21 protein-coding genes are annotated in these 23,623 nt (G+C 63.4%); 2 read left to right on the forward strand and 19 right to left on the reverse strand.

Annotated features, from left to right (window positions below; translation table 11 throughout):
- The first annotated feature begins 87 nt into the window (after window positions 1-87).
- Window positions 88-2,931, forward strand: coding sequence for a TonB-dependent receptor (locus AC1Q7F_RS08115; protein ID WP_492505568.1), 2,844 nt, complete (start codon window positions 88-90; stop codon window positions 2,929-2,931).
- 154 nt (window positions 2,932-3,085) lie between these two features.
- Window positions 3,086-4,501, forward strand: a complete 1,416-nt coding sequence (locus AC1Q7F_RS08120) for a purple acid phosphatase family protein (protein ID WP_492505570.1) — start codon at window positions 3,086-3,088, stop codon at window positions 4,499-4,501.
- A gap of 13 nt (window positions 4,502-4,514) precedes the next feature.
- Here the strand turns inward: AC1Q7F_RS08120 and AC1Q7F_RS08125 are convergent, their stop codons facing one another.
- From AC1Q7F_RS08125 to AC1Q7F_RS08215, 19 genes are all read right to left on the reverse strand, one after another.
- Window positions 4,515-4,763, reverse strand: coding sequence for a DUF1467 family protein (locus AC1Q7F_RS08125; protein WP_492505572.1), 249 nt, complete (start codon window positions 4,761-4,763; stop codon window positions 4,515-4,517).
- Between the two features lie 10 nt (window positions 4,764-4,773).
- The gene (gene mce / locus AC1Q7F_RS08130; protein ID WP_492505574.1) at window positions 4,774-5,178 is read right to left on the reverse strand and encodes a methylmalonyl-CoA epimerase; all 405 of its coding nucleotides are present in this window, start codon (window positions 5,176-5,178) and stop codon (window positions 4,774-4,776) included.
- An 80-nt stretch (window positions 5,179-5,258) separates the two neighbouring features.
- The gene (locus tag AC1Q7F_RS08135) at window positions 5,259-6,944 is read right to left on the reverse strand and encodes a ribonuclease J (RefSeq protein WP_492505576.1); all 1,686 of its coding nucleotides are present in this window, start codon (window positions 6,942-6,944) and stop codon (window positions 5,259-5,261) included.
- A 12-nt stretch (window positions 6,945-6,956) separates the two neighbouring features.
- Complete coding sequence (locus AC1Q7F_RS08140) at window positions 6,957-7,745, reverse strand: type III pantothenate kinase (protein ID WP_492505578.1); 789 nt, start codon at window positions 7,743-7,745, stop codon at window positions 6,957-6,959.
- Between the two features lies 1 nt (window position 7,746).
- On the reverse strand, window positions 7,747-8,529 hold the full coding sequence (locus AC1Q7F_RS08145) for a biotin--[acetyl-CoA-carboxylase] ligase (protein ID WP_492505580.1): 783 nt from the start codon (window positions 8,527-8,529) through the stop codon (window positions 7,747-7,749).
- 14 nt (window positions 8,530-8,543) lie between these two features.
- Window positions 8,544-9,995 carry an NADH-quinone oxidoreductase subunit NuoN gene (nuoN, locus tag AC1Q7F_RS08150; RefSeq protein ID WP_492505582.1) on the reverse strand — a complete coding sequence of 484 codons (1,452 nt, stop codon included), beginning with the start codon at window positions 9,993-9,995 and terminating at the stop codon, window positions 8,544-8,546.
- Between the two features lie 3 nt (window positions 9,996-9,998).
- Window positions 9,999-11,567 (reverse strand): NADH-quinone oxidoreductase subunit M, encoded by a 1,569-nt coding sequence (locus AC1Q7F_RS08155; protein WP_492505584.1) that lies wholly within the window; start codon window positions 11,565-11,567, stop codon window positions 9,999-10,001.
- A gap of 18 nt (window positions 11,568-11,585) precedes the next feature.
- Window positions 11,586-13,523, reverse strand: coding sequence for an NADH-quinone oxidoreductase subunit L (gene nuoL / locus AC1Q7F_RS08160; RefSeq protein ID WP_492505586.1), 1,938 nt, complete (start codon window positions 13,521-13,523; stop codon window positions 11,586-11,588).
- Between the two features lie 10 nt (window positions 13,524-13,533).
- On the reverse strand, window positions 13,534-13,851 hold the full coding sequence (nuoK, locus tag AC1Q7F_RS08165; RefSeq protein ID WP_492505587.1) for an NADH-quinone oxidoreductase subunit NuoK: 318 nt from the start codon (window positions 13,849-13,851) through the stop codon (window positions 13,534-13,536).
- A gap of 2 nt (window positions 13,852-13,853) precedes the next feature.
- Entirely contained in the window at window positions 13,854-14,471 is a 618-nt protein-coding gene (locus tag AC1Q7F_RS08170; RefSeq protein WP_492505589.1) for an NADH-quinone oxidoreductase subunit J, read from the reverse strand.
- Between the two features lie 99 nt (window positions 14,472-14,570).
- Entirely contained in the window at window positions 14,571-15,059 is a 489-nt protein-coding gene (nuoI, locus tag AC1Q7F_RS08175; RefSeq protein ID WP_492505591.1) for an NADH-quinone oxidoreductase subunit NuoI, read from the reverse strand.
- Between the two features lie 72 nt (window positions 15,060-15,131).
- Complete coding sequence (gene nuoH / locus AC1Q7F_RS08180; RefSeq protein ID WP_492505593.1) at window positions 15,132-16,160, reverse strand: NADH-quinone oxidoreductase subunit NuoH; 1,029 nt, start codon at window positions 16,158-16,160, stop codon at window positions 15,132-15,134.
- 6 nt (window positions 16,161-16,166) lie between these two features.
- Entirely contained in the window at window positions 16,167-18,233 is a 2,067-nt protein-coding gene (nuoG, locus tag AC1Q7F_RS08185; protein WP_492505595.1) for an NADH-quinone oxidoreductase subunit NuoG, read from the reverse strand.
- 21 nt (window positions 18,234-18,254) lie between these two features.
- The gene (gene nuoF, locus AC1Q7F_RS08190) at window positions 18,255-19,553 is read right to left on the reverse strand and encodes an NADH-quinone oxidoreductase subunit NuoF (protein ID WP_492505596.1); all 1,299 of its coding nucleotides are present in this window, start codon (window positions 19,551-19,553) and stop codon (window positions 18,255-18,257) included.
- A gap of 12 nt (window positions 19,554-19,565) precedes the next feature.
- Window positions 19,566-20,210 carry an NADH-quinone oxidoreductase subunit NuoE gene (nuoE, locus tag AC1Q7F_RS08195; RefSeq protein WP_492505598.1) on the reverse strand — a complete coding sequence of 215 codons (645 nt, stop codon included), beginning with the start codon at window positions 20,208-20,210 and terminating at the stop codon, window positions 19,566-19,568.
- On the reverse strand, window positions 20,207-21,361 hold the full coding sequence (locus tag AC1Q7F_RS08200; protein WP_492505719.1) for an NADH-quinone oxidoreductase subunit D: 1,155 nt from the start codon (window positions 21,359-21,361) through the stop codon (window positions 20,207-20,209). The genes nuoE and AC1Q7F_RS08200 overlap by 4 nt, the downstream gene beginning before the upstream one ends.
- A 101-nt stretch (window positions 21,362-21,462) precedes the next feature.
- Window positions 21,463-22,107, reverse strand: a complete 645-nt coding sequence (locus AC1Q7F_RS08205) for an NADH-quinone oxidoreductase subunit C (RefSeq protein WP_492505600.1) — start codon at window positions 22,105-22,107, stop codon at window positions 21,463-21,465.
- A 24-nt stretch (window positions 22,108-22,131) separates the two neighbouring features.
- Complete coding sequence (locus AC1Q7F_RS08210) at window positions 22,132-22,698, reverse strand: NuoB/complex I 20 kDa subunit family protein (protein WP_492505602.1); 567 nt, start codon at window positions 22,696-22,698, stop codon at window positions 22,132-22,134.
- A gap of 32 nt (window positions 22,699-22,730) precedes the next feature.
- Window positions 22,731-23,099 (reverse strand): NADH-quinone oxidoreductase subunit A, encoded by a 369-nt coding sequence (locus AC1Q7F_RS08215; protein ID WP_492505721.1) that lies wholly within the window; start codon window positions 23,097-23,099, stop codon window positions 22,731-22,733.
- Window positions 23,100-23,623: the final 524 nt, after the last annotated feature.

The following is a 23,623-nucleotide window of genomic DNA, read 5'->3' on the forward strand; positions in this document are numbered from 1 at the left end:
GTATGTTTCTTTCACGAAAACCAACTCAAACTGTCACACAATCCCGCTACCCCGCTGAAAAAGCTTCTGATCAGTTGGGGACCCGTCATGCACACCCGTTTCTCCCTCGGCTTCCGGCGCGCGGCCCGGCTGCTGGCCACGACCGCTATCGTCTCCACGGCCGCCGTCTCCGCCGCCTATGCCGGGACGGTCACCGGCACCGTCACCGACGTGACGGGGACCAGCGCGCTGCGCGGTGCCGAGGTCACCCTGGTCGAACTGGGGCAGAGCGCCACGGTGCAGGCCGACGGTTCCTTCCGCTTCGCCAGCGTGCCGGCCGGTACCTACAAGCTGCATGTACGCTATGCCGGGGCGGAGGATCAGGTCCAGCAGATCACCGTACCGCAGACGGGCGATATCAGCGCCCAGTTCGCGCTGGCCGGTGCCAATACCGAACTGGCCGAGATCCTGGTGGTGGGTCAGCGCGCCAACCTCGCCTCCTCCATCTCACGCCAGCGTTCGTCCGACAGCGTGCAAACCACCCTGTCGCGCGACAGTATCGGCAATTTCCCCGACCAGAATGTGGCGGAGAGCATCCGTCGCGCACCCGGCGTGAATACGCTGAACGATCAGGGCGAGGGTCGCTTCGTCTCCGTGCGTGGCCTTGATCCCAACCTGAACTCCGCCTCGATCAACGGCAACCGCATCCTGGCCACCGGCGGCGACGACCGCGCCGTGGCCATGGATGTGATCCCATCCGAGCTGATTGAATCGATTGACATCAAGAAGAGCCTGACGGCCGATATGGACGCCGACACGATCGGCGCCTCCATCGAGATCAACACGACCTCCGCCTTCGACCGCAAGACGGGCTTCGTCTCCGGCTCCATCGAGGGCTCCTACAACGACCTGAACGAAAAAACCTCACCCAAGGGCAGCCTCGACTTCTCCACCCGCCTGACCGACAATATCGGCGTGGCCGGCGGCTTCAGCTATTACGACCGCAAGTTCTCCACCGACAATATCGAAGCCGATGGCTGGGAGGAGGATAATGGCGGTCTCTATGCCGAAGACCTGGAATATCGCGATTACGATGTGCGCCGTAAGCGTTATGGCGGCACCCTGAATTTTGATTTCCGCGCCGGGGAAAGCACCTCGCTCTATCTGCGCTCGCTCTATTCGAAGTTCGACGATACGGAAAAGCGCACGCGACTGGTCTTCGACCTGGCCGATGCCGACATCACCGTCTCGGGCAATCGTGCCACCTTCGGCATCGACGATAGCGGTGATACCGCCATCACGGTGGAGCGCGACCTGAAGGACCGGCGCGAGGTGCAGTCGGTCAAGACCTTCTCCGCCGGGGGGGAGACCTTTCTGGACAAATGGACCCTGACCTATGACGCGGCCTATTCGCAGGCGCGGCAGTGGGAGGATGGCTCCTTCGACCCCATCGTCTTCCAACAGGAATTCGAGGATGAGGGTTCGCTGGGCGTGGTCATCGACTATGCCAACCTGAAGAAACCGGCCTATTCGATCACCCAGGGCAGCGCAGACTTCCTGGATGCGTCCAACTATGAGTTCGACAAGCTGGAGCGGACCACGGACGAGAACAGCAAGGACGAGGAATATTCCCTCAAGGCAGACGCCGCCTATGATTTCGACCTGGATGAAGGTGCCGCGCAGGTGAAGTTCGGGGCCAAGGCCCGCCTGCGCGACAAAAGCCTGTCCTTCATCTATGATGTGTTCGACGGCTATGACGGCGATTTCACCCTGGCCGACGTGGCTGGCAAGCCCAGCTACGGCTTGGCCGATATCGGCATCGTGCCCGATCTGAAGGGCGTGCGCAGCTTCGTGCGCACCAACATCGCCGATTTCGAGCTGGATGACCTGGACACCGACTTCGCGTCCAACGCCGAGAATTTCGACGCCAGCGAGGATATCTATGCCGGCTATATCCAGGGCCGCTACGACAATGGCCCGCTGCGCCTGATCGGCGGCGTGCGCGTGGAGCAGACCAAGGTCGAGCTGCGCGGCAACCGGCTGGAACTGGTGGAGGAAGGGGCCACCGTCGGCGGGGTGGAGCTGGACGACGATACACTGTTCATCACGCCCGTGTCCTTCAACAAGGATTACACGGACTGGATGCCCAGCCTGAACCTGCGCTATGAGCTGGGCGAGGATGTCGTGGCCCGTGCCGCCTATTTCAAGTCGATCATGCGCCCGTCCTTCGGCAAGATGGCCCCGCGCTTCGTGATCGAGGAGAATGACGACAATGAACGGTCGGGCGAGTTCGGCAATCCCGAGCTGAACCCCTACAAGGCCGACAATTTCGACGCCACGCTGGAATATTACTTCGCCAGCAACTCCGTCATCCAGGCGGGCGTCTTCTATAAGAAGATCAATGACTTCATCGTCGATGCCGAGTTCGAGAACGGCAGTTTCGCCGGCATCGCCTATGACGAGGCGGTGATCCCCGTCAATGGCGACAAGGCCACGGTGAAAGGCATCGAACTGGCCTATGCCCAGGCCTTCACCGAGTTGCCGGCCCCGTTCGACGGGCTGCTGGTCAATGTCAACTATACCTACACCGATGCCGAGGGCGATGTGCTGGGCCGCACCGTATCGCTGCCGGCCTCGTCCAAGCATACGGCCAATGTCGTGCTGGGTTACGAGAAGGGCCCGATCACCCTGCGCGCCTCGCTGGCCTATCGTTCGGGCTATCTGGACGAGCTGGGCGGCGATGCCGAGGAGGATCGCTGGATCAAGCCGCACCGCCAGTGGGATTTCAGCGCCAAGTACCGGGTCACCGACAATGTCCGCCTGTTCGCCGAACTGGTGAACGCCAACGATGCCACCTACACCGCCTATAACAAGGTCGGTGGCCGCGAGAACCTGCTCCAGTATGAAGAGTACAGCTGGACCGGCAAGTTCGGCGCCAAGTTCAATTTCTGACCAGGATATTCAGAAGTCATTCATGTTGAAGATGGCATTTCGTTTCCAGCATGCGGCTTGAACAGGCCGGCATGATGTCATGACCAGCGGGGTCCGGAACCGACCTTCACAAGAGGTCAGGCCGGGCCCCGCACCATTTCCAGGAGAAACACGGATGATTTCGACCCTGCGGCTTTTCGTCTGCGGCCTTGCCCTGATGGCACCTTCCCTGCCCGCCCTGGCCGAGGACCTGCCGCCCATCGAGATCCCGCGGACGCCGGGCCTGCCCTATGCCGTGCGCAACATTCCCGACCGTGTCGTCCTGACCCCCGGCGCCGATCCGGCCACGCAGATGGCAGTGTCGTTTCGCACCGACAGTTTGCAGCGAAACGCGGAGGCGCAACTGGCCATCGCCGTGGATGGTCCGACCCTGGAAAAGCATGCCAGCACCGTCACCGGCACCTCCATCGTCTTGCCCAGCTCCAACGGGCTGGCGCATTACCATCATGTCCGCTTCACCGGCCTGAAGCCCGACACCGTCTATGCCTATCGCGTCAAGGGACAGGCCGGCTTCACCGAATGGCACCAGTTCAAGACCGCCGCCACGGAGGCCAGGCCCTTCCGCTTCATGTATCTGGGCGACACCCAGAACGGTATCCTGGATTTCGCCTCCCGCGTCATCCGCCGCGGCTTCCATGAGGGCAAGGTGGAGTTGGTGGTGCATGCCGGCGATCTGGTGGCACAGCGCGACGACCTGGACCATGATGATGAATGGGGTGAATGGACCCAGGCGGGCGGCTACAGCTACGCCATGGTGCCGCAGTTGCCGGCCACCGGGAACCATGAATATGCCGACCATGTCCTGCCCGACGGCACCGAAAGCCGGAAGCTGGGCCAGCATTGGCAGGCGCAGTTCGCCCTGCCGGCCAATGGTGCTGCGGGCCTGACGGCCACCACCTATTATGTCGATTACCAGGGCGTGCGCTTCATCGTGCTGGACGGCACGGCCGCCCTGGATCTGGGCCAGTTGGCGGTGCAGACCAAGTGGCTGGACGACACGCTGGCCGCCAGCAAGGCCAACTGGAACGTCGTGCTGTTCCACCAGCCGATCTTCACCTGTGCCCGGCCCAATGATACCGAGGAACTGAAGGCCGCCTGGAAGCCGATCTTCGACAAGCGCAAGGTCGACCTGGTGCTGCAGGGCCATGACCATTGCTATAGCCGCCTGTCGTCGGAGGCAGGCCGCGCCGCCGGCATCACGGCGCGCAAGAGCGGCAAAACGCAGGGGCCTGTCTATCTGGTCTCCGTCACCGGATCCAAGATGTACGGGCTGAATGACCGCGCCGGCACCCAGCCGGATAAGGTGGCCGAGGCGACGGAACTGTACCAGATCGTCGATGTCGAGATGGGCCGCCTGAAATTCCGCACCTATACGGCGTCCGGCAAGCTCTATGACGGGTTCGACCTGGAACGGCGCAAGGATGGCCGCAACCGCATGGTCGAACTGACGGAACCGATGCTGGCCACCCGCACCTGCAAGGACGGCCAGGGGCCCGACGGCGACAAGTGCGTGGCCAAGGCCAAGGATTGAGGGGTGGCGGGACCTAATCCCGGAACAGGCCCTGCCAATCCACCAGCCCGAAATGGCCGCTGGCCCAGGCCAGCAGCACCAGCACCGCAGAAATGGCCGATGTCCACAGGAACTTCTTGACGATCATCGGCCGGGCCGGCGCACCGGGCTGGTGCCCCACCTCGTCCACATCCCCCTCCTGCTTCCTGCCGAACGGCAACACCAGGAACAGGACCGTCCACCAGACGGTGAAATAGATGGCGGCCCAGGTTGCCCAGCCCATGGTGCTCTCCTCAGACCTGCTCGATCTCGACCAGGGTCCCGAACAGGTCCTTGGGGTGCAGGAACAGCACCGGCTTGCCATGGGCGCCGATCTTCGGCTCCCCGTCGCCCAGCACGCGCAGCCCGTCGGCCTTCAGCTTGTCGCGGGACGCGATGATATCCTCGACCTCGTAACAGACATGGTGGATGCCGCCGGACGCGTTGTTGGCCAGGAACTTGGCGATGGTGCTGCCCTCCCCCAGCGGGTGCAGCAGCTCGATCTTGGTGTTGGGCAGTTCCACGAACACCGTGGTCACGCCATGCTCGGGCAGGTCCAGCGGGGCCGACACCGTGGCCCCCAGCGTCGTGCGATAGGTTTCCGCCGCCGCCGCCAGATCCGGTACGACAATGGCGACATGGTTCAACCGGCCGATCATCCCAACTTCCTCCAGTTTGATTTTCTGGCCGAAAGATAGCCACGGGCGACATTGACGTCACCCGTGACAAATCGCGCATCTCAAACCCGGACCAGATGCACTTCCGTCAGGGGCTTGCGCCCCTGGCTGGAATGGAAGGAGCGACGAATGGCAAGCCTCGCCGCCTCCTTCACCTGCGCGTCATCCATGCGGGCGGTCTTGGATAGCTGCTCCACCGCACCGCGCACGCGGGCGATCAGGTCCGCCGTCTCCTCATCCACCTCATCCTCTTCCAGCAGGCCGATGGAGGTGACCTTGGGGTCGGCCAGCAGGTCGCCCCGCGGGGTCATGACCAGGGTGACCATGGAGACGCCGGACTGCGCCATGCGGGTGCGGCCGCGCATGGCCATGTTGGTCAGCGGCACGATGCGCTTGCCATCGATGCACAGTTTGCCGGCATGGACATGGCCCAGATTGGCAGCCGGGCCCGGCCCCAGCCGGATGACCACGCCATCCTCCGGTATCAGCACCTCCGGCACCTGACAGTCGCGGGCCAAGGCGGCATGCACCGTCAGGTGGCGATGTTCGCCATGCACGGGGATGGCAATCCGGGGCCGCACCCACTGATACATCTGCACCAGTTCATCGCGGGCCGGATGGCCGGACACATGCACGAATTCCTCATCCGCCGTGATCACCTCGATCCCCTGGCGCATCAGCCCGTTCTGGATCTTCGCAATGCCCTTCTCGTTGCCGGGAATTTCACGGGCGGAGAAAATCACCACATCGCCGCGTTCCAGCACGACGTCCGGATGGTCGTCATTGGCGATGCGGGCCAGGGCGGCGCGTGGCTCCCCCTGGCTGCCGGTGCAGATCACCGCCAGCTTCTCACGCGGGACGAATGCCGACTCGCGTTCTGTCAGGAAGGGCGGCAGGTCGGTCAGATAACCGTTGGCCCGCGCCGTCTCGTTGATACGCCACAGCGACCGGCCGGCCAATGCCACCTGCCGGCCATTGGCCATGGCCGCCACGGCGATGGAATGTAACCGCGCCACGTTGCTGGCAAAGCAGGTGACGGCGATGCGGGTGTCGGTATGGCGCCCGAACAGCTCCACCATGCTGTCCTTCACCGCCGCTTCCGACCCGGACGTGCCGGGGACCATGGCGTTGGTGCTGTCGCAGATCATGGCGTCCACACCCTGGCGCCCCAGCTTCTGCAACGCCTCCTCATCCGCCAGCAGGCCGATGACGGGGTCGGGGTCCAGCTTCCAGTCGCCGGTATGCAGCACCGTGCCCGCCGACGTGCGGATCACCAGGGCGTTGGGTTCGGGGATCGAATGGGTCAGGCTGATCAATTCGATATCGAAAGGACCGATGCTGGCCTTGCCACCCAGCGGGATGATGTTAATCGGCACCTTGTTCTGCAGGCCCGTCTCCGTCAGCTTGGCCTTCAGAAAGCTGGCCGTGAACGGCGTGCACCAGACAGGCACGCGCAAATCCTCCCACAGATAGGGGATGGCACCCAGGTGATCCTCATGCGCGTGGGTGACGACGATGCCCAGCAGGTCGGCGCGCCGCTCCTCGATGAAGCTGGTATCGGGCAGGATGATGTCCACGCCGGGGGTCGTTTCGTCACCGAAACTGACGCCCAGATCCACCATCAGCCATTTGCCCTGATGGTGATAGAGGTTCAGGTTCATCCCGATTTCGCCAGCCCCACCCAGGGGGACGAAATGCAGGCCCTTGGGGTCGAAATCCTTGGTCTCCAGATGCTTTGCTTGCGTCATTCGGTCCTGTTTTCAGCTGGCAGCGGCGTTGCGTTCATGGATCAGCCGGAGACCGCGCAACGTCAGGTCCCCATCAATATGGTGGATCATGTCGGTTCCTTCAGCGAACAGGCGGACAAGGCCGCCGGTTCCGATCACCGTCACCGGCGTCTGCCCATCGGGCGACAGCTCGGCGATGATCTTCTTCAGGATCCCTTCGATCATCCCGGTATAGCCCCAGAACATGCCCGATTGCATCGCCGCCACCGTGCCACGACCGATGGCGGCCTCCGGCCTGGCGATATCGACCTTGGGCAATTGGGCGGCCACACGGTGCAGCGCGTCCAGTGACAGGGCCGGGCCCGGGGCGATGACACCGCCGGCGAAGTTGCCATCGGCGTCGACCACGTCAAAGGTGGTACCCGTGCCGATATCGATGACGATCAGCGGCACGGGATAGGATGCCTTGGCCGACACGGCATTGACCAGCCGGTCCGCCCCCGCCTCCTTCGGGTTGGTCAGCTTGACCTCCAGCCCCAGCGCCACCGCCGGATCGCCGACGCGCATCGGCGTGCAGCCGAAATGATCCTCGGTCAGCTTGACCAGGGCATAGGTCTGCGCCGGCACCACCGATGACAGGATGGCGGCGTCGATATCGGCCGGCTTCAGCCCCTTCATCGCCATCAGCGACACCAGCCAGACGGCATATTCGTCGGCCGTGCGCTGGCTGTCGGTGGAGATGCGCCAATGCGCCCGCTTCTCGTCACCGTCGAACACGGCGAAGACGACATTGGTATTGCCGGCATCGATGGCCAGAAGCATCTCAACCCCCTTGCGTCGGGAAGAACACGTCGCCGGCCGTCACCCGGCGGATGGTACGCCCGGTATCGACCAGCAGCACCCCGTCATCATCCATATCGACAAAGCGGCCCGTGAAGCTCTCATCCTGCAGGCGCACGGTGACGTCGCCACCCAGCCCCTGCGCGGCATTCAGCCAGGCCGCACGGATGGGCGCGAAACCCTGGGCCCGGAAACGCTGATACCAGGCCTGGAACGACGCAGCATAGGCCGCCAGCACCCGCTCCACCGTGACATCGGCGCCGGACGCCAGCAGCGAGGTGGCGGGATACAGCGCCGCGTCGGGGAAATGCCGGACATTGATGCCCACGCCCAGCACCAGCCATTCGACCGATCCGGCACGCCCCGCTTCGGACTCCAACAGGATACCGGAAATCTTGGCCCCATCGACCAGCACGTCATTGGGCCATTTCAGGGTGACCGTGCCCGGCACCAGGGCCGACACCGCCTCCCCCACCGCCACCGCCGCGATGAAGGAGGTCAGGGCCGTCTGCCCCGGCGCCATGCCGGGTCGCAGGACCAAGGAGCAAGCGAGATTGCCCTCGCCACTGCTCCAGGCCCGGCCCCGCCGCCCGCGCCCGGCCGTCTGGCGTCTGGCCCAGACGATCGTGCCTTCCGGTGCACCGTCGGCGGCCAGACGCTTGGCCTCGTCATTGGTGCTGGCGCATTCATCCAGGGCTATCAGACGAAAAAACGCGGACAGCGTGGCTGCCCGCGTTTCAACGGATGGGTCGTTTCCGGCCATCATGCCCGGAACGCCGGTCACCGGGCCCCGAACAGGGCGGCGGCAGCGGCAGCGGCACCCGACGTGATCGGCGACAGGAAGACGATATAGACGGGGAACACGAACAGGGCCGCACCGGCGACCACGAAGCCGGTGATCGGGGCCGGACGGTCCAGCGGCTCCGTCACGTCATCGAAATACATCGCCTTGATGACGCGCAGGTAATAGAAGCAGCTGATGCCCGACGCGATGACGCCGACAATGGCCAGCGGATACAGGCCCGCCTGGATGGCCGGCAGAAACACCGCCCACTTGCCCCAGAAGCCCGCCGCCGGCGGCACACCGGCCAGCGACCACATGAACACCGCCATGGCGAAGGCCAGCAACGGATGGGTCTTGGACAGGCCGGCCAGATCGGCAATCTCCTCCACCGCGCGACCGGACTGGCGCATGGACAGGATGATTGCGAAGACGCCGACATTCATGGCCAGATAGATCGCCATATAGATCAGCACGCCGCGCACGCCCTCGACCGAGCCGGCGGACAGGCCGAGCAGCGCGTAGCCGATATGGCCGATCGAGCTGTAGGCCATCAGGCGCTTGATGTTCTTCTGCTGGATGGCGCCCAGGGCACCGACGATCATCGACGCACCGGCACAGAACTGGATCACCTGCTGCCACTGCACCGCCAGATCGCCGAACGGGCCGACCAGGACGCGGATGAACAGGGTGATGGCCGCCACCTTGGGCGCCACGGCGAAGAAGGCCGTGACGGAGGTGGGCGCACCCTCATAGACATCCGGCGTCCACATATGGAATGGCACGGCGGAGATCTTGAAGGCCAGACCAGCGGCCACGAACACCATGCCAATGACCACGCCGATGGACGGCGCGCCCTCCGCTCCGGTCAGGACCGTGGCCAGCTTGTCGAAGCTGGTGGTGCCGGCAAAGCCATAGACCAGGGACGAGCCATAGAGCAGCAGACCCGAGGACAGGGCACCCAGCACAAAATACTTCAGACCGGCTTCCGTCGACTTGGCCACGTCACGCTTGAACGAGGCGATGACGTAGAGCGCCAGCGACTGCAGCTCCAGCCCGACATAGAGCGAGATCAGGTCGTTGGCCGACACCATGGCCAGCATGCCGAGCGTGGCCAGCGCGATCAGCACCGGATACTCGAACCGGGCCACACGCTCCTTCTCAAGGTAATTGACCGAGAGGATGACGGCCAGCGACGAGGCGATGAGGATCAGCAGCTTGGCGAACACCCCGAAGCTGTCGGCCACGAACAGGCCGTTGAAGGTGACGGCACGACCCTCGGGCCCCTGCAACAGCAGGAACCCGGTGGCGATGAAGGAGGCGACGGTCAGCCAGGAGACGAGCCGCAGGCTGCCGTCACCCCGGAACACGCCGATCATCAACAGGGCCATGCTTGCACAGGCCAGGAAGATCTCGGGCAGGGCCGGGGCCAGATCGGGAATGGTTGCCATGGCTCAGTTCTCGCTCGCCGGCGGCGTCGCCGGGGTTTCGGTCAGCATTTCGGCCGTCTTCGTGCCATCGGCCTGGATCAGGCCGGCAGCCTTCAGCGACGCCTCATGGTCCGCCAGGATCTTCTCCACGGTCGGGTTGTAGACATTCTGGAAGCTGGCCGGATAGACGCCCATGACGATCACGATGGCGACCAGCGGCGCGAAGAAGGCGACCTCGCGCAGGGACAGGTCCTGCATCGCCTTCACTTCCGGCTTCTCCAGCTTGCCGTAGAACAGCTTGCGATAGAGCAGCAGCATATAGGCGGCACCCAGGACCAGACCCGTGGCCGACAGCATGCCGTACCAGGTATTGACCTCGAACACGCCCAGCATCGTCAGGAACTCACCCACGAAGCCCGAAGTGCCGGGCAGGCCGACCGAGGCGAACATGAAGATGGCGAAGACCACCGCATAGCGCGGCATGTTCTTGGCCATGCCACCATAGGCGGCCATCTCGCGGGTATGCAGGCGGTTATAGGCGACGCCGATGCACAGGAAGAGAGCCGCCGACACGAAGGTATGGCTCAGCATCTGGAACATGGCGCCGTCCAGACCCTGCTGGTTCATGGCGAAGATGCCCATGGACACGTAACCCATATGGGCCACGGAGCTGTAGGCGATCATCTTCTTCATGTCGGTCTGCGCCAGCGCCACCAGCGAGGTGTAGATGATGGCGGCGATGGACATGAAGAAGACCAGGTCCTGGAAGAAGAAGCTGGCTTCCGGCAGCATCTGGACATTGGCGCGGATCAGGCCGTAACCGCCCATCTTCAGCATCACGCCGGCCAGCATCACGGAACCCGCCGTCGGCGCCTCCACGTGGGCGAACGGCAGCCAGGTATGGGCCGGCCAGATCGGCGTCTTCACCGCAAAGGCGATGAAGAAGGCCAGCCACAGCCAGATCTGCATGTTGCCGGCGAACGGATAGTCCACCATCACCCGCATATCCATGGTCCCGGCCGTCAGATACATGGCCAGGATGGCCAGCAGCATCAGCACCGAACCCACGAAGGTGTAGATGAAGAACTTGTAGGCCGCATAGACGCGGTTGGGGCCGCCCCACACGCCGATCAGCAGGAACATCGGCAGCAGCACCCCTTCGAAGAAGAGGTAGAACAGCACGAAGTCCAATGCCGTGAACATGCCGATCAGCATGGTCTCCAGCACCAGCAGCGCCACCATGAATTCCTTGACCCGCTTTTCAACGGCATCCCAGGAAGCCAGGACGCAGATCGGGGTCAGCAGGGTGGAGGCCAGCACGAACCAGATGGAGATGCCGTCCACGCCCTTGACATAGGCGATGTTGAAGGCCGGCAGCCAGGCCACCTCCTCCACCAGCTGGAAACCAGGGTTGGACGGGTCGAAGCCGGTCAAGATGAACAGCGAGACGATGAAGGTGATGATCGACGTCCACAGCGCCACGCTCTTGGCGTTGCGGTTCACCGTCTCCTGCTCACCACGGATGAGCAGGATGAACAGCGCACCGACAAGGGGCAGGAACGTCGTCAGCGAAAGGATCGGCACATCGGCCATTTCGAAAGACTCCCTACCTCAACGCGCCAGGAGGAACCAGGCGGCCAACGCGACCACACCGATCACCATAACGAAAGCATAATGATACATGTAACCCGACTGCACCCGGCTGGCAGCCAGCGACAGCCGGCGGGTAACGGCCGCGGCCCCGTCGGGACCCAGCCCGTCGATGACGCCGATATCCACGCCCTTCCACAGGCCGAATCCCAGCTTCATGGCCGGACGCACGAACAGCGCGTCATACAGTTCGTCGAACATGTATTTGCGGAACACGAAGCCGTGGATGGCCTTGAAGCTGTTGACGAAGGCGCCGGGCAGGCCAGGGCTGAACATGTAGAACAGATAGGCCAGCACGATGCCCGAGACGCCGGCCGCCAGCGGGGCATAGGGCACCCAGCCCGGCACATGGTGCGCGGCCTCGATGATCGTCCCGTGCTCACCCGACAGCATCACGATGCTGCCCGACCAGAAATGGGCCATGTCATGGCCGACGAACCAGGGATAGGCCACGAAACCGGCGAACAAGGCGCCCGTGGCCAGCACGATCAACGGCACCAGCATGACCGCCGGGCTTTCATGCACATGCGCCATCACCTTCTCCGACGAGCGCGGCTTGCCATGGAAGGTCATGATCAGCAGGCGCCAGGAATAGAAGGCGGTCATGAAGGCAGCCGCGATGCCCATCCAGAAGGCGAAGGAGCCGGCGGCGCTGTGCTTGGCATAGGCCACTTCCAGGATCATGTCCTTGGAATAGAAGCCCGCGAAGAACGGGATGCCGGCCAGCGCCAGATTGCCGATCCACATCAGCACATAGGTCGCCGGGATCAGCTTCCAGATGCCGCCCATCCTGCGCATGTCCTGCTCGTCCGACATGGCGTGGATCACCGATCCGGCGCCCAGGAACAGCAATGCCTTGAAGAAGGCATGGGTCATCAGGTGGAAGATGGCGGCCGGATAGGCACCGACGCCGATGGCGAAGAACATGTAGCCCAGCTGGCTCATCGTCGAATAGGCGATGACGCGCTTGATGTCGAACTGGGTCAGGCCGATGGTCGCGGCGACAAAGGCCGTGGCGGCGCCCAGGTAGGTCACGACCTCCAGGGCCACCGGCGCATATTCGAACACCGGGCTCATCCGGGCCAGCATGAAGACGCCGGCGGTCACCATGGTGGCCGCGTGGATCAGCGCCGACACCGGCGTCGGGCCTTCCATAGCGTCCGGCAGCCAGGTGTGCAGGCCAAGCTGGGCCGACTTGCCCATGGCACCCACGAACAGCAGTAGGCAGGCGCAGGTCAGGGCATGCACCTCCCAGCTGAGGAAGTGGAAGGTCGCATCGGCCTTGCCCGCCGCCTGCGCGAAGATGCCGTCGAACTCGACCGTGCCGAAGATGATGTAGATGGCCATGATGCCCAGCGCGAAGCCGAAATCGCCCACGCGGTTCACCAGGAACGCCTTCATGGAGGCGTCATTGGCGCTCTTCTTCTCGTACCAGAAATTGATCAGCAGGTAGGAGGCGACACCCACGCCTTCCCAGCCAAAGAACATCTGCAACAGGTTGTCGGCGGTCACCAGCATCAGCATCATGAAGGTGAACAAGGACAGATAGGCCATGAAGCGCGCCCGGTGCGGATCGTGGCTCATATAGCCGACCGAATAGACATGCACCATGGAGGACACGCCGTTCACGACGACCAGCATGACGGCGGTCAGCGTATCGATGCGCAGCGACCAGGACACCTCGAAGGTGCCGCTGTCGATCCAGGTGAACAGCTCGATGGTGCGTGCGGCCTCAGGCCCGCCGAAACCGACCTGGGTGAACAGGATGACGGACAGGATTGCAGCGGTCAGCACACCGGCGCAGGTGACGATCTGGGCCCCGCGGTCGCCGATGAGGCGCCCGAAGAACCCGGCGATGAAGGCGCCCAGAAGGGGCAGGAAGATGGCAGCGATTTCCATGATGCCCGCCTCAGCCCTTCATCATGTTGATGTCTTCAACCGCGATGGTGCCGCGGTTGCGGAAATAGACCACCAGGATCGCCAGGCCGATGGCGGCTTCCGCCGCGGCAACGGTCAGGATGAACATGGTGAAGATCTGTCCCACCAGGTCGTTCAGATAGACGGAGAAGGCCACCAGGTTGATGTTGACGGCGAGAAGGATCATCTCGACCGACATCAGGATGATGATGACGTTCTTCCGGTTCAGGAAAATCCCGAACACGCCGATGGTGAAGAGGATGGCCGACAGCGTCAGGTAATGCGCCAGGCCGATTTCGCCGAATTCCATGATCAGACGCCCCCCCGCGTCGGGACCTTACGGACCTGCACAACCTCGTCCCGCTTGCGATCAAGCTGCTGGCCGATCTGTTGGCGACGGACACCGGGGCGCGACCTGAGCGTCAGCACGATGGCGCCGATCATCGCGACCAGCAGGATCAGGCCGGAGACCTGGAAGGCATAGGCATAGTCGGTATAGAGGATGTGGCCGATGGCCTCGGTATTGGTGACCTGGTCCAGCGGCGGGATCGGCGCATTGTTGGCCTGACCGCCCACCGGGCCGCCGGCCAGCTGCGTCGCCGCCAGGAACACCAGTTCCACCGCCAGAATGGCGCCAACCACCAGCCCCACCGGCATGTAGCGCATGAACCCTTGCCGCAGTTCCTGGAAATTGATGTCGAGCATCATCACCACGAACAAGAACAGCACCGCCACCGCGCCGACATAGACGATGACCAGGATCATGGCCACGAATTCAGCGCCGATCAGCACGAACAGGCCGGCCGCGTTGAAGAAGGCGAGGATCAGGAACAGAACCGAGTGCACGGGATTCTTGGCCGTGATCACCCGCACGGCGGATGCCAGCAGGACGATGGCGAACGCATAGAATGCGACAGCGGTCAGGGTCATGTTACGCCGCCTCCGGCGCTGTGGTCATCGGGTACTGGGTCACGGAGGATACTCCGGGCGAAGGACGGGAGACGGCCGGGAACCCGGCCGCCCACGGGATTAACGGTAGGGCGCGTCGGCCGCGAGGTTGGCCGCGATCTGGGCCTCCCAGCGGTCACCATTCGCGAGCAGCTTGTCCTTGTTGTAGTACAGCTCCTCGCGCGTTTCCGTCGCGAATTCCAGGTTCGGCCCCTCGACGATGGCATCGACCGGGCAGGCCTCCTGGCACAGGCCGCAATAGATGCACTTCGTCATGTCGATGTCGTAGCGCGTGGTACGGCGGCTGCCATCCTCACGCGGTTCGGCTTCGATGGTGATGGCGAGCGCCGGGCAGATGGCCTCGCACAGCTTGCAGGCGATGCAGCGCTCTTCCCCGTTGGGATAGCGGCGCAGCGCATGTTCGCCGCGGAAGCGCGGGCTCGTGGGGCCACGTTCGAACGGATAGTTCAGGGTCACCCGCGGACGGAACATGTAGCTGAAGGTCAGCGCCAGTCCCTTCACGAGTTCCACCAGGAACAGGCCGCGCGCCGTACGGTCGAGCAAGGCCATCACACACCTCCATCAATGGGTGGACCGTGGTCCACCCGGCAATACCGGACGGGTCGCCCCGTCCCCACCAAATCAGTTCGGCAACAGATCGAAATAGACGAGCACGCCGGCCGTCAGCACCACCCAGATCAGGGAGAAAGGCAGGAACACCTTCCAGCCCAGACGCATCAGCTGGTCATACCGGTAGCGCGGCAGCGTGGCGCGCACCCAGATGAAGCAGAACAGCACGAAGCAGATCTTGGCGATGAACCAGAGCGGACCAGGGATCCAGTTGAGCGGCGCGATGTCCATGGGCGGCAGCCAGCCGCCCAGGAACAGGATGGACGTCATCGCGCTCATCAGGATCATGTTGATATATTCGCCCAGGAAGAACAGGGCGAAGGTCATCGACGAATATTCGACGTTGAAACCGCCCGACAGCTCGGACTCGCCTTCCGGCAAGTCGAAGGGCGCGCGGTTGGTCTCGGCCAGGGCCGAGATGAAGAAGATGATGAACATCGGGAACAGCGGGATGAAGAACCAGACATTCTTCTGCGCTTCCACCACCTTCGACAGGTTCAGCGAGCCGACGCACAGCAGGACGGTGATGATGACGAGGCCGATCGAGACCTCGTACGACACCATCTGTGCCGCGGCGCGCAACCCGCCCAGGAAGGCGTATTTGGAGTTCGACGCCCAGCCGGCCATGATGATGCCATAGACGCCCAGCGAGGAGATGGCGAATAGGTACAGCACGCCGACATTGATGTCGGCCAGGACCAGACCTTCCCCGAACGGGATCACCGCCCATGAAACCAGCGCCAGCAGGAAGGTCAGCATCGGCGCGCCCACGAACACGGCGCGGTTCGCACCCGTCGGGATCACGGTTTCCTTGGCCACCAGCTTCAGGCCGTCGGCAAAGGGCTGCAGCAGGCCGAAGGGACCGACCATGTTCGGGCCCTGGCGCAGCTGCATCGCGGCCATCACCTTGCGCTCGAAATAGGTCAGCATGGCCATGCCGATCATCAGCGGCAGGACGATGGTGAGAATGCCCACCACGATGCGCACGATCAGCGGCAGATCGGCCCAGAATGCCCCGAGTTGAGCCAGAATTTCCGACATCGTCACTTACTCCGCCGCCGCGGCCGCCAGGGCCGGCTTCAGAAAGGCTTCCGTGCAGTCGGCCATGGTCTGCGACGCACGGCTGATCGGATCGGTCATGTAGAAATTTTCCACCGGCGAGGTGAAGTGCGCGTCGGCGACCGCCCCTTCCCCACCGAAGGCACCCCAGGTCGCCGGAACCAGACGATCCAGTGTGCCGAACACGGGATTCAAGGCCACCATACGCTGACGCAGCTGGGCCAGCGTGTCATAGGGCAGAGAATGGCCCAGCTCCGCCGACAGGGCGCGCAGGATCTTCCAGTCTTCGCGCGCCTCACCCAGCGGGAAGGCGGCCAGACGGGCATGCTGCACGCGGCCTTCGGTATTGACGTAGGTGGCGTTCTTTTCCGTGTAGGCGGCACCCGGCAGGATGACGTCGGCGCGATGCGCGCCACGATCGCCATGATGGCCCTGATAGATCACGAAGGCCTTGCCGAAGCGGTCGGCCTCGACCTCGTCGGCACCCAGCAGGTAGACGATTTCGATCTCGCCCTTCTGCGCACCGGCCAGGATGCCGCCCAGGTCGCGGCCGCCGGGACCCGGCAGGAAGCCGGCATCCAGCGCACCGACACGGCCGGCGGCCAAGTGCAGCACGTTGAAGCCGTTCCAGTCCTCACGCACCGCGTTGACATTCTCCGCCAGCTGGCGGGCGGCATTCTGCACGGCCGGGCCGTCGCCACGACGCAGTGCTGCGGCACCCAGGATGATCATCGGGTTCTTGGCATTGCGCAGCACGTCCGCGAACGGATGCGTGCCGGCCGCCAGTTCCGTCAGGATCGAGCCTGAGTTGCCCAACCATTCGGTGGGGTAGGTCAGGTCGATATTCTGGCCGATGACCGCAACCTTCTTCAGCTTGCCGGTCAGATAGGTCTTGCGGATGCGGCTGTTGACCAGCGGCGCTTCCCAGCGCGGATTGGTGCCGACCAGCAGCACCACATCGGCATTCTCGATGCCGGCGATACCGGAATTGAAGATATAGCCGGCGCGGTTGGACGTATCGAAGCTGGCCCCGTCCTGGCGGCAATCCATGTTCTGCGAACCCAGCGCGGACAACAGGTCCTTCAGCGCCACGGTGCTTTCGACATCGACCAGATCACCGGCAATGCCGGCGATCTTGGAACCATCGACACCGGCGACGCGCGCCTTGATGGCGGCGAAGGCTTCGGCCCAGGTGGCGGGCTTCAGCTTGCCATCGGCGCCGCGCACATAGGGACGGTCCAGACGCTGACGCTTCAGCCCATCAATGGCATAGCGCGTCTTGTCGCTGATCCATTCCTCGTTCACATCCTCGTGCAGGCGCGGCAGGACGCGCAGCACTTCGCCGCCTCTTGCATCGACGCGGATGTTGGAACCCACGGCATCCAGAACGTCGATGCTCTCCGTCTTGCGCAGTTCCCAGGGACGGGCATTGAACGAGTAGGGCTTCGAGGTCAGGGCGCCCACCGGGCAGACATCGACCAGATTGCCCGACATCTCCGAATTCACACCAGCTTCCAGGGCGGGCGTGATCTCCAGATGCTCACCACGGGCCAGACCGCCCAGGGCCGGCACCCCGGCGATTTCATCCACGAAGCGGATGCAGCGGGTGCACTGGATGCAGCGGGTCATATAGGTCTTGATCAGCGGACCCATATATTTGTCGCTGACCGTGCGCTTGTTCTCTTCGAACCGGCCGCGATCATAACCGTAGGAAACGGCCTGATCCTGCAGGTCGCATTCCCCACCCTGGTCGCAGATGGGGCAGTCCAGCGGATGGTTGATCAGCAGGAATTCCATCACGCCCTTGCGGGCCTTGTGGACGTTGGGGGTGTTGGTCTTGACCACCATGCCCTCACCCACCGGCAGCGCGCACGATGCGGCCGGCTTGGGCATGCGCTCCACTTCCACCAGGCACATGCGGCAATTGGCCGGCACGGACAGGCGCTCATGATAGCAGAAGCGCGGCACTTCGATGCCCAGCTGCTCGCAGGCCTGAAGGACCGAGGTACCGGGGGCGACTTCGATTTCGACGCCGTCGATGGTTAGCTTGGGCATGATATCCTCTTGGGCCCCCCGTTACTCTGCCGCCACACGGACGCCGCGATCGGCGCGCGTGCGATATTCCAGGATGCGGCGTTCCACCTCGGGGCGGAAATGCCGCATCAGGCCCTGGATCGGCCAGGCCGCCGCATCGCCCAGGGCGCAGATGGTGTGGCCTTCGATCTGCTTGGTGACGTCCAGCAGCATGTCGATTTCCTCGACATGGGCATTGCCCTTCACCAGACGCTCCATGACGCGCCACATCCAGCCCGTGCCCTCGCGGCAGGGCGTGCACTGGCCGCAGCTCTCATGCATGTAGAACTTCGCCAGCCGGGCGATGGCCTTCACGACATCGGTGGACTTGTCCATGACGATGACGGCGGCCGTACCCAAACCGGAGCGGACATCGCGCAGGCTGTCGAAATCCATCAGGACGGTGTCACAGATTTCCTTGGGCAGCATCGGAACCGAGGAGCCGCCGGGGATGATGGCCAGCAAATTGTCCCAGCCGCCGCGCACGCCACCGCAATGCTTCTCGATCAGTTCCTTCAGCGGGATGCCCATCTCCTCTTCCACGGTCGCCGGCTGGTTCACGTGGCCGGAGATGCAGAACAGCTTGGTGCCACTGTTCTTCGGGCGGCCCAGATTGGCGAACCAGGAGGAACCGCGGCGCAGGATGGTGGGCACCACCGCGATGGATTCGACGTTGTTCACCGTCGTCGGGCGGCTGTAGAGGCCGGCCATGGCGGGGAAAGGCGGCTTGTTGCGGGGCTGGCCCTTCTTGCCTTCCAGGCTTTCGATCAGGGCGGTCTCTTCACCGCAGATATAGGCGCCCGCACCCAGATGCAGATAAACGTCGTGGTCGTAGCCTGACCCGCAGGCATTCTTGCCGATCAGGCCCGAGGCGTAAGCCTCGTCAATGGCGCGCTGAACGTTGGCGGCCTCGTAATAGAATTCGCCACGGATATAGATATAGGTGGCGGTGGCGCCGATGGCGAAACCGGCGATCAAGCAGCCTTCGATCAGCTTGTGCGGATCATGACGCATGATTTCCCGGTCCTTGCAGGTACCGGGCTCGCCCTCGTCGGCATTGACCACCAGATAGACGGGGCCATTGCTGGTCTTGGGCATGAAGGACCACTTCATGCCGGTGGAGAAACCGGCGCCGCCGCGGCCACGCAGGCCAGACTCCTTCACCAGATCGATGATCTTGTCCCGACCCAGGTCCAGGATCTCCTTGGTGCCGGACCAGTCACCACGGGCCTTGGCCCCCTCCAGGAAGGGGCTCTCGAAGCCGTAGAGGTTGGTGAAGATGCGGTCTTCATCGCGAAGCATGGTTCACCCTCCTCAGGCCTGACCGGCGGGCTTCACGCCCGCCTTGATGGCCGATTCGATCAAGGTCGTCGGCCCGCCCACGGCGCAGGCCCGGATGCGGCCGTTCTGCGGACCCACCGCAGGCTTCTCGCCCCGCGCCAGTGCATCCAGAACCTTCGCCGTGGTCTCCGCCGTCAGGTCTTCATAGAAATCATCGCCGATCTGCATCATGGGCGCGTTCACGCAGGCGCCCAGGCATTCGACCTCAATCACCGTGAACTGGCCATCCGGCGTGGTCTGGCCCGCCTTGATGCCCAGCTTGTTCTCACACGCATGCAGAACCTCGTCCGACCCGCGCAGCCAGCAGGGCGTGGTGGTGCAGACCTGGACGAAATGCTTACCCACCGGCTTCAGATTGTACATCGTATAGAAGCTGGCCACTTCCAGCGCCCGGATCGGGGCGATGTCGAGATAGTGGGCCACATAGTCGATGGCGACCTTGGGCAGCCAGCCGCCGCACTGGCGCTGGGCCAGGTCGAGCAGCGGCATCACCGCGCTCTGCTGGCGGCCTTCCGGGTACTTGGCGATGATGCGCTGGGCCAGCTCGATATTCTCAGGCGTGAATTCGAAGCTGGTCGGCTCCGCGACCGCGGGGCCATGGGAAGGGGCGGCACTCATCGATCAATCTCTCCGAACACGATGTCCATGGAGCCGATGATCGCCACGGCGTCGGCGAGCATATGGCCCTTGGACATGAAATCCATCGCCTGCAGGTGCGAGAAGCCCGTCGGGCGGATCTTGCAGCGGTACGGGCGGTTCGTCCCGTCGGACACCAGATAGACGCCCAGCTCGCCCTTGGGCGATTCGGTCGCCGTATATGTCTCGCCGGCGGGCACGTGGTAGCCCTCGGTGTACAGCTTGAAATGGTGGATCAGCGCTTCCATTGAGCGCTTCATCTCGCCCCGGTTCGGCGGGCTGACCTTGCGGTCATTCACCTTCACAGGGCCCGGCGTCCGGGACAGCTTGTCCAGCGCCTGACGGACGATGAACATCGACTGCTTCATCTCCTCCATGCGGACCAGATAGCGGGCATAGCAATCGCCCGTCAGGCCCACCGGAATGTCGAAGTCGAACTCCTCGTAGCTGTCATAGGGCTGCGCCTTGCGCAGGTCCCAGGCCACGTTGGAGCCGCGCAGCATCGGGCCGGTGAAGCCCCAGGCCAGCGCATCGGCAGCGGAGACGACGCCGATATCGACGGTGCGCTGCTTGAACACCCGGTTCTCGGTCAGCAGCCCTTCCAGGTCGGCGATGAACTTGGGGAAGGTCTCGAAATAAGCATGGATGTCATCGGCCAGACCGGCCGGCAGGTCCAGATTGACGCCGCCGGGACGGAAATAGTTGGCGTGCAGTCGGGCACCCGACACCCGCTCATAGAACTCCATCAGCTTCTCACGCTCCTCAAAGCCCCAGAGGGCCGGCGTGATGGCGCCGACATCCAGCGCGAAGGTGGTGAGGTTCAAGAGATGGTTCAGGACACGGGTGATCTCCGCGAACAGCACGCGGATATACTGGCCACGCTTGGGCGGGGTGATGCCCAGCAGCTTTTCCACGGCCAGCACCCAGGTATGTTCCATCGACATCGGGGACACATAGTCCAGACGGTCGAAATAGGGCGTGGCCTGGGTATAGGTCTTGTACTCGATCAGCTTTTCGGTGCCACGGTGCAGCAGGCCGATATGCGGATCGGCCCGCTCCACGATCTCGCCATCCATCTCCATCACCAGGCGCAGCACGCCGTGCGCGGCCGGATGCTGGGGACCGAAATTCATGGTCAAGGGCTTGATCTGTACTTCGCCTTGGGCGGCGCCGGTCGACAGGGACAGCCCGGTTTCGGTCGCGACGTTGGTCGTAGCCATATTCCCGGCCCCCTTTAACGCTTGTCCGCGATGGCGGGACGGGCCGCCAGCGGAATGACGGCCTTCTCATCGCCCGGCAGCTGCACGTCCGTCATGCCCTCCCAGGGCGACAGGAAGTCGAAGCTGCGAAAATCCTGCGTCAGCTTCACTGGCTCATAGACGACACGGCGCTGTTCGGCGTCGTACCGCAGCTCCACGAAGCCGGTCAGCGGGAAATCCTTGCGCAGCGGATGGCCTTCGAAACCATAGTCGGTGAGGATGCGGCGCAGGTCGGGATTGTCGGCGAAGAAGATGCCGTACAGATCCCAGGCCTCACGCTCGAACCAGCCGGCGACCGGGTAGAGGGAGACGATGGAGGCGACGGGCGTATCCTCGTCGGTGGCGACCTTCACCCGGACGCGGTGATTATGCTTCACCGACAGCAGGTTATAGACCACCTCGAACCGCTCGGCGCGGTCGGGATAATCCACGCCGGCGATGTCGGCCAGCAGCTCGCAGTGGGTGGTCGAATCGTCGCGCAGGAACTGGATGCCCTTGAACAGCGCCTCGCGCGTCAGGGTCACTGCCAGCTCGCCATGGGCGATCACGGTGCTCTGCACGGCCGCGCCCAGCGCGTTGCCGATATAGTCACCGAGTTCCTTCAGAGCCTCGTCGCTCATCTCAAGCGTCCTCGTTCCAGCAGATCAGGCGCGGATCAGGCGGTTACCGCCCTTGATCTTCTTCTGCAATTGCAGAATGCCGTAAACCAGCGCCTCCGCCGTGGGCGGACAACCCGGCACATAGATATCGACGGGCACAATGCGGTCGCAGCCGCGCACCACCGAATAGGAATAATGATAATAGCCGCCGCCATTGGCGCAGCTGCCCATCGAGATCACCCAGCGCGGCTCCGCCATCTGGTCATAGACCTTGCGCAGGGCCGGGGCCATCTTGTTGCACAGCGTGCCGGCCACGATCATCACGTCGGATTGGCGCGGGCTGGGGCGCGGGATCACGCCGAACCGGTCCAGATCATAGCGCGCCATATAGGCGTGGATCATCTCCACCGCACAGCAGGCCAGACCGAAGGTCATGGGCCACAGCGAACCGGTGCGGGCCCAGTTCAGCAGGTCGTCATACTTGGCGACCAGGAAACCCTTGTCGTTCAGTTCGGTGGTGACGGCGTTCAGATACGCCTCCTGCGCCGGACCCGGCGGCAGAGGGCTGGTATTGCCCACAACTTGGTTCGTCGTGATGAGATTGCTGCTCATGGCTTTATCGCTCCCAGGCTGGCCGGACAGGATCACTCCCACTCCAGCGCGCCCTTCTTCCATTCATAGATGAAGCCGATGGTCAGGATGCCCAGGAACACCATCATCGACCAGAAACCGAACATGCCGATATCGCCCAGGGATACCGCCCAGGGGAACAGGAAGGCCACTTCCAGGTCGAAGATGATGAACAGGATCGAGACGAGGTAGAAGCGGACGTCGAACTTGCTGCGCGCATCCTCGAACGCCTCGAAGCCGCACTCATAGGCGGAAAGCTTCTCGGTATCGGGCTTCTGCTTGCCGACCACCATGGAGGCGGCGATCATCGCGCCGGCCACGATTGTGGCAATGGCGAGAAAGACCAGGATCGGCAGATACTGCAACAGCAGCGGGTTGGACATCGGATCGGACATCGTCACACCGGTTCAGCCCGGCATCGCGTCACGCCAATGCGTCGGGCCGAACACTCGGGCCGATGATCTTGGTGTCGCAACCGCGGGCGGTTCATGGACCAGGAAGGCCGCCCGGGGTACCCCGGAGCCCACGGGAATATAGGCCCCGTCCGCGCCGGAAGGAAAGCGAATTACGTCATTTTCGGGATTGAGAAACATTCGCAACTGCTCGGAATTGCTGGGGTTCCCGCGCTATGGTGCGGCGCGGCAAGGCAGCGTTGCGTTGCATGGATTACTTAATGGCGCCGAGCGCATGGCCGATTTGGAAGGCCGCAAAACGGTTGAAAATCAGCACTTCCGAGCTGGGAAATGCGATTTCAAAATACAAGCTTCTGGTGGGGATTTTTAATATTCCACGGCCCGGCAGGGCAATGCGATTTGCCGCATTTTGAGGAAGATGGCGCGAGTGACGGGACTTGAACCCGCGGCCTCCGGCGTGACAGGCCGGCGCTCTAACCAACTGAGCTACACCC

It is taken from the genome of Niveispirillum sp. GW835-FHT14G11 (assembly GCF_058793615.1).